Here is a 15,339-nt window from a genome sequence, read left to right as displayed (position 1 = left end):
CCTTGCACAACCGTTACAATGTGCGCCATGCACGCCACCGAAACTTCACTCGCCACGACGATTTCCGCCCAGCGCATCGCCGCATTGATCGCCAGTTCCAGCAACGACAACGCCAAGACCGTGGCGGTCGAAGTGGTTGCCGAAACCGGTTCGACCAATGCCGATCTGCTGGCGCGCGTCACCGCTGTCGACGGCGCCAGGCTGGTGGCGCCGGTCCTGCTGGTGGCCGAGTCGCAGACCGCCGGTCGCGGGCGCGCGGGGCGGCCGTGGCAGACCACCAAAACGTCGGCGCTGACATTCTCGCTGGCGTGGAAATTCGGGCGTCCGCTGCATGCGCTGATCGGCTTGCCGCTGGCCGTCGGCGTTGCGCTGGCCGAGGCGCTCGGCATCTTCGGCATTGATGTCGAATTGAAATGGCCCAACGACGTCCTGCGCGACGGCGCCAAGCTGGCCGGCATCCTGATCGAGACCGCGCAGGATAAAGGCGCGGGTGCTGCCGGCACCTGGACCGTCATCGGCATCGGCGTCAACCTGACCATGCCGCCGGATCTGCAGCAGCGCATCGGCCGCGCCGTGGCCGACGTGTCGGAGTTGCTGACGCATGATCGCGAGCGCCTGCTGGCGATTTTGCTGAGCGCCTTGTCGGATGCGCTGGCCGATTTCGATGCGCGCGGATTTACGCATTTCGTGGCGCGCTGGAATCGTTTGCACGCTTATACGGGGCGCGCCGTGCGCATTCTCGACGACGGTCGCATGCTGCACGAGGGCGTCGCCGTCGGCGTCGATGAGCAGGGCTGTTTCCTGATGGACACCGCAAGCGGGCGCGTGGCCGTCACCGCCGGCGATGTGTCCTTGCGTTTGCGGGAGTAGCGACATGTTGCTGCTGATCGATGTCGGCAATACGCTGATCAAATGGGGCGTTCCGGCGGAACAAATTTTCTCGGTTGCCGGCGCGGGCCGCTGGCGTCATGTCGGGGCAGTGGCGCGCGGTGAGGTCGCTGCATTGACACAGGCCTGGCAGGGTTTGCCTGTGGTGCGCGTGCTGGTCTCGAACGTGGCCGGTCCTGCGGTTCGGGAGGCTTTGCAGGCAACGCTGCATGCGGCCTTCGGCAAGGAGTTGCGCATCGACTGGTTCGCATCGCAACCGCAACTGGCGGGTGTGCGCAATCGTTACAAGAATCCCGGCCAGCTCGGCTGCGATCGTTTCGCGTCGGCTATCGGCGCGCATGCGCTGTTTCCGCAGCGTGCGCTGATCGTGGCCACTTGCGGTACCGCTACTACGGTCGACGCGGTCACGTCCGACGGCGATTTTCTGGGCGGCATGATCTTGCCGGGACTCGGCGTGATGGCGACGTCGCTGGCGCTCAATACCGCGCAGTTGCCGCAGATACACAGCATCAGCGCGGTCGCCACGCCTTTTGCCGACAACACCACCGACGCCATCATCGCCGGCTGTATTGCGGCGCAGACCGGCGCCATCGAGCGCGCCGTCGCTGCGCACCGGCAAACGCACGGCGAGGTGCTGTGCGTGCTGGCGGGCGGCGCCGGGCCGGTGCTGGCGCCGTATTTGTCAATGCCCTGCGAAAAAGTCGATAATCTGGTGCTGATCGGCCTGCATGTGGCGGCGACGGAATGAAGGCGATGAAATCATGTTGAAATTGCTTTTTTGGCTACTGTTGATCGGCAATGCGGCCCTGTTCGCCATGCAACGAGGCTATCTCGGCGCGACAGCCTCCGAGCGCCACGAGCCCAAACGCCTGGCGCAGCAGCTGCATCCCGAAACCCTGACCATCCTGCCGGCCAACAGCGAAAAATTGGTGTCCCCGGCCAAGTCCGATGCACCTGCAGGCACGGTCGCGGTCGCCGCGGCGGAGGATGCCGCCAAGGACGCAAAGCAAAGCAAGCCGGATGCGACGCCGCCGGAAGCCAAGGTGCCCGCCGATGCTGCTGCTCCTGCAGTCCCGCTCATCGCCTGCACTGAAATCGGCAACTTCAACGCCGTCGAAGTGCGCAAATTCGACGTCCAACTGAGCAGTCTCAATCTGCCGGTCAAGCCCACCACGCGCAGCGTGCAGGAAGCCGCCAGCCACATGGTCTATATCCCCACGCAGGACGGCAAGGAGGGCGCCGACCGCAAGACGGCCGAACTGCGCCGTCTCGGCATCCAGGACTTCTACGTGATGCCCGAATCCCAGCCCAATCCGGCCTTGCGCTGGGCCATTTCGCTGGGCGTATTCAAGACCGAAGAAGCGGCCAAGGCCTACATCGGCCGGCTGATTCCTCAGGGTGTGCGCAGCGCGCGCATCATGGCGCGCAACGTCACGTCGAACAAGCAGGCTTATCAATGGCGCAATGTCGATGCGGCAACCAAGACGGCGCTGGACGGCCTCAAGGCCAAATTCCCCAACCAGGAAATGCGCAGCTGCACGGGCTGAGTCTCGCCCATGCATGGCCGGTGCGGGTTGCCGGGCGCAGGCCGATTTTGCATGGGGGCGATAAAACGTCATATCCGCCACAATCGGATCGCGCTTTCCATGTAAAATCGCGGACATTCCGAATATCTCTCCTGCCCAGGAATTGCACATGACCGATTTGACCGACCTGACCGACGTTGACCCCATCATCAAGGCTGAAATCCTGGCCGAAGCCTTGCCGTACATCCGCAAGTTCCATGGCAAGACCATCGTCGTCAAATACGGCGGCAATGCGATGACGGAAGAGCGTCTCAAGCATGGCTTCGCCCGCGACGTGATCTTGCTGAAACTGGTCGGCATGAATCCGGTGGTGGTGCACGGCGGCGGTCCGCAGATCGACAATGCGCTCAAGAAAATCGGCAAGCAGGGCACCTTCGTGCAGGGCATGCGCATCACCGACGAAGAAACCATGGAAGTGGTGGAGTGGGTGCTGGGCGGCGAAGTGCAGCAGGACATCGTGATGTTGATCAATCACTACGGCGGCCAGGCAGTGGGCCTGACCGGCAAGGACGGCGGTCTGATCCGTGCGCGCAAGATGCAGATGCCGGACAAGGAAAATCCGGGTCAATTCCTCGACATCGGCTTCGTCGGTGAAATCGAGGCAATCAATCCGGCGGTGGTCAAGGCGCTGCAAGACGATGCCTTCATCCCGATCATTTCGCCGATCGGCTTCGGCGACGACGGCCAGGCTTACAACATCAATGCCGATGTCGTGGCCGGCAAGATCGCCGAGATCCTGCATGCCGAAAAGCTGATCATGATGACCAACATTGCCGGCGTGCAAGACAAGAAGGGTAACCTGCTGACCGACCTGTCGGCACGCGAGATCGACGAAATGTTCGAAGACGGCACCATCTCCGGCGGCATGCTGCCGAAGATTTCCTCGGCCCTGGACGCCGCCAAATCAGGCGTGAACACCGTCCACATCATCGACGGCCGCATCGAGCATTCGCTGCTGCTGGAAGTGCTGACCGAACAGGCGTTCGGCACCATGATCCGCTCGCACTGAACATCGCAAGCGCATCGCGCAAAAAAGGCGCCCCGGGAAACCGGCGGCGCCTTTTTTATTGCAGCGTGGATGCGTATATGAGGACGGTCAGTAAATCCGTTCGACCTTGAAACCGCGCTGTTGCAGCAACGCCGGCACGCCGGTGGGGCCGACCAGATGCAGGATGCCGATGGCGGCGAAAATGCGATCGCGGCTCTTGAGCAGGCCGCCGATTCGTTCGGCCAGGGCGGGATTGCGCTGGTCCAGCAAGACGTCCTTGGTAAAGCGGCCGACGAAGCTGCCGTCGCCGGCCATTTCATCAAGCAGGCTTTGCAGTCCGGACAGGTTGGCGGTGCGCCAGAACTCGGCCAGCTCCACTACGCGCGCTGCGCTGTCGGGATCGTCGAGCTCCTTGAGGGTGTCTTCCAGCAGCAGGGTTTGCTGTTGCCGGCTTAGCGCGCCGAACAGCGCCAGCTGTGTTTCGGCGCCTTCCAGTTCGATCACGGGCTTGTTGCGTTTGGTGACGAAATCGGCCAGATGGCCGTCGACGGCAAGGTCGGAACGATAGCCTTTGCTGCCGAACTCCTGCACGGTCAGCAGGCTGGCGATCATCCAGGGGCGAAAGCGCGCGACGGCTTCGGCCGGGACATTGTATTTTTTCAGCGCTGCCTGCACCTGCTGCTGCAGTTGCGGAGTGAGGTCGGTCTGGTAGCTCTGGCCTTCGGGATAGAACCCGTAGCGCAGCACCGCGGCCTGCATGGCGGGCGTTTTCTTCGGATCGATTTCGAGCGCGATTGCCGGGGCCTGTTCCAACGCTTGCATCACGCGCGGTTCCAACGGATAGAAGTTGGCGGCGCCGACATGGATGGTGCCGAACAGATACAGCGTGTGGCGTGCGTCCTGCACCTTGAACAAGGCGCCGCGATGCTCCGCGCGGACCGCCGCAGAAGCAGCCTCGGCGGCATTTGCGAGCGGCAGATAAAGGCAGAACAGCCAGCTGAATGTCACTATAATCAGGCGTCGCATCATTGCGCTTTCCATCCATTCACATCAAGTTTTACCGTGCCGAATATTACACCGCTCTGGCTTTTCGATCTCGACAACACCCTGCACAACGCGTCGCACGCGATCTTCCCCGCGATCAACGCCAACATGAACCTGTTCATGGAGCGGGTGCTGAAAGAGCAAGGCTTGCCGGCCGATCAGGACGCCGTCGACGCCATGCGCCAGCGCTACTGGCGCTTGTACGGTGCGACCTTGCTGGGGATGGTGCAGCATCATCAGGTGCGGCCGGAAGACTTCCTGCGCGACGCGCATGACTTCGACGACCTGTTCGGCATGATCCGCGCCGAGCGCGGCTTGCTGAACCTGCTCAAGCGCCTGCCGGGACGCAAGATCCTGCTGACCAATGCGCCGTTGCGTTACTCGCGCGACGTGGTGCGACATCTCGGCCTGCATCGTCATTTCGACAAGCACATCTCCATCGAATCGATGCGCGTGCACGGCAAGCTCAAGCCCAAACCGTCGCGGCAGATGCTGCAACAGTTGCTGGCGCGCGAACGTGTCCCGGCGCATCGCTGCATCCTGGTGGAAGACACCGTGGTCAATCTGAAGTCGGCCAAGGAGCTGGGCGTGCGCACGGCGTGGATCACCCAATACCTGGTCGGCAATCCGCATTTTTCAGCGGCCGGCGTGCGCAGGATGCAGACAATGCATCCGTCATATGTCGATGTGAAGGTGCGTTCGGTGCGACAGCTGACCAGCCATTTGCGTCGCCTGGCCGGCGCTTACAAGGAATAAGCGGGAATAAGCGGTATTCAGCCGTATTCAGCGGCTTCAGCCGAATACTCAATCGTCGGCGCAGTCGGCGCACCAACCCTTGATGGTCAGTTCGATTTCGTGACTGCGAAAGCCCTTGCCGAGGGATTTTTGCAGGGCGGTCTGCAATTGCGCCGCCGTGGTTTGGCGCTTTCCCGATGAAGGCAAAACACTTTCAAGAAACCCCGCTTCGCCGCTGCCGTCCAGGCAAAACACCCGGGCGCAGCGCGTGCATTTGAAATGACCATGCTGATGCTGGGCATTGCCGTGGGCGTGTTGATGGCCGCCATGGCTGCCGTGATCGTGATGTTCGGCGCCGGTGCCGGCGTTGTAGCGGAAGATGCGGTCATCGCTGGCGATCTTGTGCGCCAGCCCGGCCTCGGTCAGGCAGTCGAGCGCGCGATACAGCGTGACACGATCCATGTCGACCAGCTTGTCCTGGATATCCTGATGCGACACCGCGCTGCGTGCGCTCAGTAGCGCTGCCAGGACGCTCACGCGCGCCTGCGTGACGCGCACCGACGCGTCGCGCAATTGCAGCTCGGCCAGAGCCTGCACAGCGGCGGGATCGTGGGGCAGAGCGTTGGCGGTGATGTCGGCTTTGGATTTCATGGCATATCGCTAGAGTGGCTGGTACGGCTGATGTGAGGACGGCTCGCAGATGCGGCGCCCGGTCGGTGACCTATCCGAATTATGCCGCAATTCGCCGGTGGCGGCTTTGTCCGGGCGTGGGAGTGAAGCTTATTTGCCGGCGATCTTCTTGGCGCGCGGATGGGCGGCGTCATAGACTTGCGCCAGGCGCTGGAAGTCGAGCGAGGTGTAGACCTGGGTCGCCGCGATCGACGCATGGCCAAGCATCTCCTGCACTGCACGCAAGTCGCCTGAGCCTTGCAGGACGTGGGAGGCGAAGGAGTGGCGCAACACATGCGGATGGACGTTGGTGGCCAGGCCCAGCGCCTGACCGTGCGCTTTGAGGCGCAATTGCGCTACCCGCGGCGACATGCGCGCACCGCGCTCGCTCAGGAACAGCGCGCGCCGCTCGGCGTCGGCATGACCCCCCATCACGGTCTCGCGCGCGCTCAACCAGGCTTTGAGCGCCTCCATGGCCGGTTTGCCGACCGGCACGCTGCGCATCTTGTTGCCTTTGCCGGTGACGGTCACTTCATTGCCGTCCATGTCGATCCAGCCGGCCGAGACATAGCCTGCTTCCTGGCGGTACTGCACGTCGAGGCCAACCAGTTCGGAAACCCGCAAGCCGCTGGAGTACAGCAATTCGAACATGGCGCGATTGCATAGCTGGGCAGGTGCGGCGGGGTCCTTGAGCGGATTGGCCTGCGACACCAAATGGACGGCGTCATCGGCGGCCAGCGCCTTGGGCAGCGGCTTGGCTTTCTTGGGTGCTTTGACGCCGTCGACCGGATTCGACTTCAACCGGCCCTGTTCGGACAGCCAGTCGTAGAAGCCGCGCCAAGCCGACAACTTGCGTGCGATGGAGCGGGCATTGAGGCCGCGGCCGTGCAATTGCGCGGCGAACTTGCGTATCTGGAAATGGGAGACTGCGTCCAACTCCGCACTGGCGGCTTGCGCCAGCTCGGATAACTCGGCCAGATCGCGACCGTAATTGCTCACCGTGTGCGGCGACAGCATACGCTGGCTCAGCAGGGTGTCGAGATAGCGGTCGATTTCGGCTTGATTGGCGTCGGCGCTCACACGGTCTGGAGGGAAGTCGGGATAAATCAGTGTAGCAGGCAGGCCAGCGCTGCGCTGGCGGTTTCGCTGATGCGGCTCAGGAAATCGGTAGCCATGTCGGCGCTGAAGCGGCTTGGGTCGGGCGAGCCGAGCACCAGCAAACCAAAGGCTTCCGGCGCCGCGCCCACGCGCAGCGGCAGCATTGCCAGCGACTTCACGGAAGCGGCGTCTTCCAGCCAGCTGGCGGCTTCGAAATCGTTGTTGGCGCCGCAGAACGGTGTCGTCAGGCCATTGGCAAAAATACGCGCATCTTCCGAGACGGCGGCGGTGTACCAATTGTCGTTGTGGCTTTCGGCGACGTTCCACAGGCGCAACGTGACCTGCGGGACGTTGAAGATTTCCTGCAGCTTGCCGGCCAGCGCCTGCGGCAGGTCGGCGTCATTGCGCGCCAGCAGCAGGGCGCGCGTCCAGGCTTGGAATTTACCGGTGATCTCGTCGTTTTCCTGGGCGATCCGCATCAGATCGGCCATGTGCAGCTCTTGCACCTTGATCTTTTCACGCAGGATTTCCATCTGGCGTTCCTGCAAGGAGATGGCGCGACCCAGCAAAGGGCTGGTCAGCCTGATCCGGCCGAGCAATTCGGCGTGCTCTTCGAAGAAGTGCGGATGGTCGAGCAGATAGTCGGCGATCGAATCGGAGTCCAGATGGGTGGTCATGTGCGTTTTTTTGAGTGTGGTTGTTCCGGGAGGTCGCGCCAGGCGCGCCGGATTGCATTGCCGCAATATCGCGAGATTATCTACGCTATCGGTAATGCTGACAACTTGAATTCTTGGCGAAGGCGATGAGACCGCTTTCCCAATAAAAACGGGCTTACATGATTGCTCATGTAAGCCCGAATCGTTCAAGCTAAGTTTCTGATTCTGACGTTTGCACGCCAGAGATTCAGACGCTTAAATTAGAACTTGTGACGGATACCAACAGTAACTGCTGTTTGGCTCGAGTCAGTACCAGTTGTGTCACCAGCCACGCCTGGGTTCTTCATGTCTTTAGCACGCAGGTTCGACACGAATGCGTACAGGTCAGTACGCTTGGACAGCCAGTAGTCAGTACCGATGTTGTACTGAGTCAGCTTGCCCTTGCCGTTCAGGCCGTCGAAGTTAGCTGTTGTGTATTCCACAGCAGCCAGCAGCTTCAACGATGGAGTCAGCGAGTAAGCTGTGCCCAGTTCGAATTGGTCCGACTTGCGCGAGTTTGCCAGAGTTGCTGTAGTGACACGATTTGCAGCTGTCAGAGCAACAGGTGTTGGCAGACCTGCCAGGTTTGCCTGTGTATTCAAGTCTTGCTTGACGCGCGACCAGTTACCGTAGACGCGTGCTGGGCCAAACTGATAGCTGGCGACCAAGTTGAACACCTTAGCTGCTGTGTTGCCGGTATTGGCACCAGTAGTGCTCAAAGTAGCTGTCGTAGCAGTGGCAGGGATGAGGCTGGTGTCCGAAGGAGTTGGACCAGCTTTGGATTGGTAATAGTTGGCACCCAGACCCAGTGGGCCGTTGTCATACTTGACGCCCAGACCGAACGATTGGCCGGCAGTTGTCTTGCCAGCTGTTTCGCCGAAACCGTACAACACGTTAGCAGTGAAGCCAGCCAGGTTGTTGGTGGTGTAGCTGATCGAGTTGTTGGTGCGTGTACCTTGCAAACGGTTCAGAGCCGAACCCGCGTTCTGGATAACGCCGCCGAAATCAGCAACGCCAGTGTAGGCGCTGATTGTGTCAGCGAAGTCAGTTTGACGACCGACCAGAACCGAACCGAAGCCGCCGGCCAGACCGACAACCGACTTACGACGGAACAGGTTCGAACCAGTAACAGCGTCGGAACCTTGCAGGCCGCCGTTGTCGTTGGTGAAGCCAGTTTCCAGGTTGAACACTGCGCTCAGACCGCCGCCCAGATCTTCAACGCCCTTGAAGCCGATGCGCGAACCTTGGATAACGCCGGAGTTCATTGCAAACTTGCTACCGGTATTTGTGCCGCCAGCTGGAGTTTGAGCCTTGCTTGTGTAAGTAACGTCGGTATCAACGATACCGTAGATAGTGACGGAGCTTTGTGCTTGTGCAGCACCTGCAAACGCGCCGAGAACGGCCAGTGCAAGCAGAGATTTTTTCATTTGACATCCTTCTATAAAAATAGTCTTGAGGATCCGTACATCTAGTCGGATGGTGAGACATTAAGGGTTCTCATTAGCGCTGGCCTCAGATTGGTCGTTTGGCGGACAAAGTTTTGGTTGAAATTCCGAAACTCCTGCACGACTGTTGTTTTTTTCTAACGCTTTCGAGGTGAATCTCCCACAATCGGGATTTTCCGGAGGTAAGGAGGGGCCTCTGACTATTTGATTGCCTTTGCAGCAACAAAAACATTATTAAAGACTTGAATTGTTGTTTTAAAGCTCCAAATTGATCTCTTAAAGCAGGTATTAAAAAAATATCATGATTTATGGGGGATAATTTTTTCCTTCGAAAGAGTGCTTGGATTGATTTATGGCGAGTCGGGAAGATTTGGCAATTATCCGCGCGGCGCGCGCCGGTCAGGCGGAAGCGCAACTGGCGCTGGGCCGGCGCTATTTATTTGGCGGCAACGGATTGCCGCAGAGCTTCGCCACCGCGTTGCATTGGCTTGACCGCGCGGCGCGTCAGGGAGTGCCGGATGCCTGGACGCTGATTGGCGAGCATATTCCCTATGAGGTCGTGGCGCAGGCGCCGCGTCCGCTTGACTATGTACTCTGGTATGAACGTGCTTTTGACGCCGGGCGCAAGCTGGCCGGGCTGGCGTTTGCACGCCTGGTGTTGGCGCATCAGGCGCAGCCCGAAGCGCAGGCAATGTTGGGCAAGGCGGTGAAGGCGCTGGAATCGGAAGCAAATGCCGGCACGGCCGAAGCCCAATGGTTGCTGGCGCAGCAACAGGGAAGGCGACAGGCTGCGGGAGCCGCCATCGCGACCGGCGAGCAACGCGCCGCTGAGCAGGTCATTGCAACGCAATGGGCGCAGAAAGCCGCCGACGCCGGCGTCGGTCAGGCGCAGTTGGCGCTGGCGGACGCGGCCTGGTTGCGTCAGGATCGGGCAGACTTCATTCGCCGCGCCTTGCCGCTGGCGCGTTCCCTGCTGGCGCAATATGGCGCCGGTCTGCCGCAACTGAATGCCCCCGCCGAGGGCTTGGTCCGACATTTGGGCGAGGGAAACATCGCTTTGCTATCGCGGCTTGCGCAAGTGCTGGCCGAGATCGGCGACGTTGACGCCGAGGAGGCGCAATCACTGCTGGAACTGGGGGCCTATGCCGATGACAAGATGGCACAACTGTCGCTGGGTCTGTTCTTTGCGCGCATGAACGAGAACGGCGGGCGTGCGTTCCCGGGTTTCGGTTCCGCCAATTACAAAAAGGCGATCCGCTGGCTGACGCTGGCTGGTGAGCGTGGTCTTGCGGCGGCATGGTATGCCTTGTCGCGCATTTACCTCAAGCCTGAGTTCTCCCAGCGCAATCTTGCCGACGCGCAGCATTATCTGGAACGCGCTGCCGAAATGGGGCATGCGTTGGCGCAACTCGAGTGCGGCGGTAGCGCCTGGCGCAACCGCCGCGAAGATCCCGCCAACGACGTGCGCGCGGTCTACTGGCTGCAAAAGGCGGCAGCGCAAGACAGTGCCGATGCGCGCGAATTATTGGCCAAAATTGCTGACCGGCCGGCTGCGGCCGCATGGGCGGTTGCGGCCAAGGGGCACATGACACGTGATTTCCTGAACGCCTATCCGTTCCTGGCGGCGCGGCTGGAGCTGGCGATCCTGTTCGGACTGACCCGGCCCGAGGCTTTGCTGATCGATTTGAAACAAGCTGATTGCGGCCATTGCCTGGCGGTCGACATCCGTGACTACTATGCCCGCAGCAAACGGCGCCTCATATTAATAGAGACCGGTGACGAGCGGCAGGTACTCAATCGCATCGGTCGCCTGTTCGAAGACGTCGATTGCAGCTTGAACGGTCCGGAAGGCAATTATCGGCAACGTTTGTACCGTCTGAAAACCGCTTTGCCGCAGGATGATGACGAGCGCGAAGAAGAGGGCGACCTGGCTGAAGAGTCTTAGGCGGTGTTGTTGCAAGGAAAATAAAAGAGATGGCCGCGGCCATCTCTTTTTATTACGTCTTGCATTGGATATTTTATGGTGCCTCTATATAGAGTAGATAGAGTAGAAGCATTCAGATCTCGATCTCACCTTCGAACACCGATACCGCCGGCCCCGTCATCATGACCGGCTTGCCCGGCCCGGTCCAGCGGATCACCAATTCGCCACCGTGGGTTTGCACCGCGACCGGCGTATCCAGCAGGCCGCGCCGGATGCCCGCGACAACCGCTGCGCACGCTCCAGTACCGCACGCCAGTGTTTCGCCGACGCCGCGCTCGAATACGCGCAGATTGACGTTGTGCCGATCAACCACTTGCATGAAGCCGGCGTTGACGCGCTTGGGGAAGCGCACGTGGCGTTCGATCAGCGGGCCGTCGGTCAATACCGGCGCCGCTTCGGTGTCGGCCACGATTTGAACCGCATGCGGATTGCCCATCGATACCACCGAAATCCAGCGTGTCTTGCCGTCGACGTCGAGTGGCCACAGTGCGTCGTCGCCTTCCGCTTTGCTGTCCAGGCCGGACGGATCGAACGGCACCTGTTCCGGACTTAGCACCGGCGCGCCCATGTCGACCGTGACGCGTCCGTCGTCTTCGAGCGTGGGTTCGATGATTCCGGACATTGTTTCCACACGGATAACACGTTTGCTGGTCAGGCCTTTGTCGCTGACAAAGCGCGCAAATGCGCGCGCGCCGTTGCCGCATTGTTCGACCTCGCCGCCGTCGGCGTTGTAGATGCGGTAACGAAAATCGATGCCCTCGGATTGCGTCTTTTCCACCACCAGCATCTGGTCGGCGCCGATGCCGAAGCGGCGGTCGGCAATGAACTTCCATTGCGCCGGGGTCAGCGCGATGTCCTGGTGAATGGCGTCAACGACAACGAAGTCGTTGCCGGCGCCGTGCATTTTGGTGAATTTGATCTTCATGGCATCAATTATAGGCGGCCACGCTAATCATGGCCGTATACATTAGGTGTGCCCGGAGGATGCGTTTTAAAGCGCTTGTGCGCCCAAAAATATTCCGCCGGTGCTTCCAGCACGCGCTCTTCGATAAAGGCGTTCATGCGGCGCGTCGCCTCGACGATATCGTCGCCGGGATAGTTTTCCCAAGCCGGATAGAACGTGGTTTTCCAGCCCTTGTAGTTCGGCAGAAAGGTGGTGATCATCGGCACCACGTTGGCGTGTGTCGCCGCCGCAATGCGTGCGGTGGCGGTCAGTGTCGCAGCAGGCACGCCGAAGAATGGGACGAATTCAGCGTCGCGCAGGCCGAAGTCCATGTCCGGCAGCATGATGAACGGCAAGCCGTCGCGCATCGCGCGGATGATGGGCTTGACGCCTTTTTCGCGCGACAGAAGGGTTACGGGACGAAAGCGCGAGCGCCCTTTGAGCAGCGCCCGGTCGACGACTTCATTTTGCTGTTTGGAGTAAATGGTGCAAATCGACAAGTCGGAATTGAGCACCAGCGCGATGCCGGGGATTTCCAGGCAAACGAAATGCGGGCAGAGCAGGATGGTCGGGCCGGACTTGATGACTTCGACGGGTACGCGCGGTTCGACCTTGATCAGCCGTTTCAGGCGCGCTTCCGAAGCCCACCACAGGATGCCTCGCTCAAGCGCGCTGCGCGCATACGCCTGGAAATGCCGGCGCGCAAGGGTTTCACGTTCGGCTTCGGTTTTGTCGGGAAAGCACAGGCGCAGATTGGTCAGCGTGATGTGCCGGCGCGGCTTCATGATGATGAACAGCAGGGAACCCAGCGCTTCGCCAAGGCGACCGAGAATCGGCAGCGGCAGCCAGTGCAGCAGCCACATCAATGCGATCAGCGCTTTCATTGCGATGCACCCGGCGCGGTCACGCCGGGCGGCGTCTTGTAGCGGTTATAGCTCCAGATATATTGCGCGGGGCAGCGCGCGATCAGCTTTTCCATTGCCAGGTTGATGGCGCGCGCCTGTTGTTCGGGCGTCTCGCCGAGGGTTTCTTCAAACGCCACGAAGCGGATCACGAAACCGCGGCCCCATGACAAGCGCTCTGCGTACGACAAAATGATTGGTGCGCCGCTCATCTGATGCATCTTGGCGGAGAGCGTCATGGTGTAGGCGGGCTTTCCGAAGAAGTCGGCCCAGACGCCTTCGCCGTGTTGCGGAACCTGGTCCGGCAACAGGCCTATGGCCAGCCCTTTCTTGAGCGCCTTGAGCAAAACCCGCACGCCCGACAGATTGGCCGGCGCCAGATGCAGGTTGGGACGTGAACGCGCGCCTTCGATCAGTGGCTTCAGCGCGGCCTTGCGCGGTGGACGATAGAGCGCAGTCAGAGAGGTTTTCTCGGCGATGGCCTGGGCAATGATTTCGAAGCAGCCAAGATGCGGCGTCAGGAAGACGACGCCGGTTTTTGCCTCCAGGGCCTGTTGGGCCAGTTCCCAGTTTTCGATGCGGGCGGTGCGCAAGACGCGTTGGGGCGCGGCGCACCAGATGAACGGCAATTCAAAGATGCCCTTGCCCGCCTCGTTGACGGCAGCCAACAAATGCCGCCCGTGGCCAGCCCGTGTGAGGTTGTCTTTAAGACGCTTCCGGTAGGATGGCGAGGCTAGGTAAACAAGCCAGCCCATCACAATCCCGATCAGGTGCAGCAAAGGCAGCGGAAAAAATGACAACAGGCGGAATAAAGAAAAAAGCATATTTGCCGTTACCGTGAATAATGCTGTTAAATTGCCGAATTTTTGCAAGACGCGTAAAATAGCATGAAAGCCGTCGAGTTAATGACAACTTGCGAGACGGGATATAAATTTCGCTAAAGCGTCGCAGGCTAGAGTAAGGCCGCGACACCGGTTAATCTCTATACTGCAGGAGCATGTGATGTCCAATGAATTTCTCTTTACTTCCGAATCCGTCTCGGAAGGTCACCCAGACAAAGTAGCCGACCAGATTTCCGATGCGATTCTGGATGCCATCTTTGAACAGGATCCACTCTCCCGCGTCGCCGCCGAAACCTTGTGCAACACAGGTTTGGTTGTGCTCGCCGGTGAAATCACCACGCGCGCCAACGTCGACTACATCGACGTCGCCCGTCAAACCATCAAGCGCATCGGTTACGACAATGCCGACTACGGCATCGACTACAAGAGCTGCGCCGTGCTGGTCGCCTACGACAAGCAATCTCCGGACATCGCCCAGGGCGTGGACGAAGGCAAGGGCCTGGACCTCGACCAAGGCGCCGGCGACCAAGGCCTGATGTTCGGCTACGCCTGCGACGAAACACCGGAACTGATGCCTGCCGCGATTTACTACGCGCACCGTATCGTCGAGCGCCAGTCGCAACTGCGCAAGGACGGCCGCCTGCCATGGCTGCGTCCTGACGCAAAGTCGCAAGTCACGCTGAAGTACGTCGACGGCCGTCCGGTCGCCATCGACACCATCGTGCTGTCGACCCAGCATGCGCCTGAAATGGAGCACAAGGCCATCGAAGAAGCCGCGATCGAAGAAATCATCCGCCCGGTCGTGCCCGCAGAGTGGATCAAGAACACCCGTTATCTGATCAACCCGACCGGTCGTTTCGTCATCGGCGGTCCGCAAGGCGACTGCGGCCTGACCGGTCGCAAGATCATCGTCGACACCTACGGCGGTGCCGCACCGCACGGCGGCGGCGCGTTCTCCGGCAAGGATCCTTCCAAGGTTGACCGTTCGGCAGCCTACGCCGGCCGTTACGTCGCCAAGAACATCGTGGCTGCCGGCCTGGCGTCGCGTTGCCAGATCCAGGTGTCGTACGCCATCGGTATCGCCAAGCCGACCTCGGTCATGGTTACCACTTTCGGCACCGGCAAGATCAGCGACGAAAAGCTGGCGGAACTGGTGCTGGAACATTTCGACCTGCGTCCGAAGGGCATCGTGCAGATGCTTGACCTGCTGCGTCCGATCTACCAGAAGACCGCCGCTTACGGCCACTTCGGCCGCGAAGAGCCGGAATTCTCGTGGGAGCGCACCGACAAGGCTGCCGCACTGAAGGCCGCCGCCGGTCTGTAATACCCCGACGCAATCCGGTCATTGTGGCCGGATTGCTGCGGTGTGCTGGCATTGCGCACCCAAAGGATTTACAATGCCTTTCCGTATCAAGGAGCGTTGCGACAAGACATCGATCTTGCCAGGCTTGATACCGTCAACATGCAACTGCGCTCACGTTACTTTTTTTCTGTTTTCTACGAAAGGAGGGCGTGAACAA

The 15,339-nt window shown here is 60.4% G+C and carries 15 protein-coding genes and 1 riboswitch; of the genes, 7 read left to right on the top strand and 8 right to left on the bottom strand.

Annotation, left to right across the window (positions count from 1 at the left end):
- The first annotated feature begins 18 nt into the window (after positions 1–18).
- The 4 genes from DXT88_RS15315 to argB all read left to right on the top strand — a co-directional run bounded on the left by DXT88_RS15315 (position 19) and on the right by argB (position 3,483).
- Positions 19–870, top strand: coding sequence for a biotin--[acetyl-CoA-carboxylase] ligase (locus DXT88_RS15315; RefSeq protein ID WP_407649349.1), 852 nt, complete (start codon positions 19–21; stop codon positions 868–870).
- A 4-nt stretch (positions 871–874) separates the two neighbouring features.
- Positions 875–1,636 (top strand): type III pantothenate kinase, encoded by a 762-nt coding sequence (locus DXT88_RS15310; RefSeq protein ID WP_265214741.1) that lies wholly within the window; start codon positions 875–877, stop codon positions 1,634–1,636.
- Between the two features lie 13 nt (positions 1,637–1,649).
- Positions 1,650–2,435 (top strand): hypothetical protein, encoded by a 786-nt coding sequence (locus tag DXT88_RS15305; RefSeq protein ID WP_265214740.1) that lies wholly within the window; start codon positions 1,650–1,652, stop codon positions 2,433–2,435.
- A 148-nt stretch (positions 2,436–2,583) separates the two neighbouring features.
- Positions 2,584–3,483, top strand: coding sequence for an acetylglutamate kinase (gene argB / locus DXT88_RS15300; protein ID WP_016834869.1), 900 nt, complete (start codon positions 2,584–2,586; stop codon positions 3,481–3,483).
- Positions 3,484–3,570: 87 nt separating this feature from the next.
- On the opposite strand, the gene DXT88_RS15295 is transcribed toward argB, so the two are convergent.
- Positions 3,571–4,491, bottom strand: coding sequence for a TraB/GumN family protein (locus tag DXT88_RS15295; RefSeq protein ID WP_265214739.1), 921 nt, complete (start codon positions 4,489–4,491; stop codon positions 3,571–3,573).
- A gap of 33 nt (positions 4,492–4,524) precedes the next feature.
- Here DXT88_RS15295 and DXT88_RS15290 point away from each other — a divergent pair, with 33 nt between their 5' ends.
- Positions 4,525–5,262: a pyrimidine 5'-nucleotidase gene (locus tag DXT88_RS15290; RefSeq protein ID WP_016834867.1), complete on the top strand. Its 738-nt coding sequence runs from the start codon at positions 4,525–4,527 to the stop codon at positions 5,260–5,262.
- 48 nt (positions 5,263–5,310) lie between these two features.
- On the opposite strand, the gene DXT88_RS15285 is transcribed toward DXT88_RS15290, so the two are convergent.
- The 4 genes from DXT88_RS15285 to DXT88_RS15270 form a co-directional block, all read right to left on the bottom strand.
- Positions 5,311–5,892 carry a Fur family transcriptional regulator gene (locus tag DXT88_RS15285; RefSeq protein ID WP_265214738.1) on the bottom strand — a complete coding sequence of 194 codons (582 nt, stop codon included), beginning with the start codon at positions 5,890–5,892 and terminating at the stop codon, positions 5,311–5,313.
- Positions 5,893–6,021: 129 nt separating this feature from the next.
- Positions 6,022–6,990: a tyrosine recombinase XerC gene (gene xerC, locus DXT88_RS15280; protein WP_265214737.1), complete on the bottom strand. Its 969-nt coding sequence runs from the start codon at positions 6,988–6,990 to the stop codon at positions 6,022–6,024.
- A gap of 26 nt (positions 6,991–7,016) precedes the next feature.
- Positions 7,017–7,685, bottom strand: a complete 669-nt coding sequence (locus DXT88_RS15275; protein WP_265214736.1) for a DUF484 family protein — start codon at positions 7,683–7,685, stop codon at positions 7,017–7,019.
- A 239-nt stretch (positions 7,686–7,924) separates the two neighbouring features.
- Positions 7,925–9,130 carry a porin gene (locus DXT88_RS15270; protein ID WP_265214735.1) on the bottom strand — a complete coding sequence of 402 codons (1,206 nt, stop codon included), beginning with the start codon at positions 9,128–9,130 and terminating at the stop codon, positions 7,925–7,927.
- Positions 9,131–9,500: 370 nt separating this feature from the next.
- Between DXT88_RS15270 and DXT88_RS15265 the strand changes: the two genes are divergently transcribed.
- Complete coding sequence (locus DXT88_RS15265; protein ID WP_265214734.1) at positions 9,501–11,093, top strand: tetratricopeptide repeat protein; 1,593 nt, start codon at positions 9,501–9,503, stop codon at positions 11,091–11,093.
- Positions 11,094–11,205: 112 nt separating this feature from the next.
- On the opposite strand, the gene dapF is transcribed toward DXT88_RS15265, so the two are convergent.
- From dapF to DXT88_RS15250, 3 genes are read right to left on the bottom strand one after another with little or no spacing between them, the layout of a single operon-like run.
- Entirely contained in the window at positions 11,206–12,057 is an 852-nt protein-coding gene (gene dapF / locus DXT88_RS15260) for a diaminopimelate epimerase (RefSeq protein WP_265214733.1), read from the bottom strand.
- Positions 12,058–12,080: 23 nt separating this feature from the next.
- Positions 12,081–12,959, bottom strand: coding sequence for an LpxL/LpxP family acyltransferase (locus DXT88_RS15255; RefSeq protein WP_265214732.1), 879 nt, complete (start codon positions 12,957–12,959; stop codon positions 12,081–12,083).
- Positions 12,956–13,801 (bottom strand): lysophospholipid acyltransferase family protein, encoded by an 846-nt coding sequence (locus DXT88_RS15250; protein ID WP_016834860.1) that lies wholly within the window; start codon positions 13,799–13,801, stop codon positions 12,956–12,958. The genes DXT88_RS15255 and DXT88_RS15250 overlap by 4 nt, the downstream gene beginning before the upstream one ends.
- 178 nt (positions 13,802–13,979) lie before the next feature.
- On the opposite strand from DXT88_RS15250, the gene metK reads away from it, so the two are divergent.
- The gene (metK, locus tag DXT88_RS15245; RefSeq protein ID WP_016834859.1) at positions 13,980–15,143 is read left to right on the top strand and encodes a methionine adenosyltransferase; all 1,164 of its coding nucleotides are present in this window, start codon (positions 13,980–13,982) and stop codon (positions 15,141–15,143) included.
- Between the two features lie 82 nt (positions 15,144–15,225).
- A riboswitch (S-adenosyl-L-homocysteine riboswitch) is annotated at positions 15,226–15,302 on the top strand.
- Positions 15,303–15,339: the final 37 nt, after the last annotated feature.

This window comes from Herbaspirillum lusitanum (genome assembly GCF_026127345.1).
Classification (GTDB): Bacteria; Pseudomonadota; Gammaproteobacteria; order Burkholderiales; family Burkholderiaceae_D; genus Herbaspirillum; species Herbaspirillum lusitanum.
The sequence above is the reverse complement of the archived record's forward strand: the minus strand, read 5'-3'. Positions and strand labels throughout refer to the sequence as shown.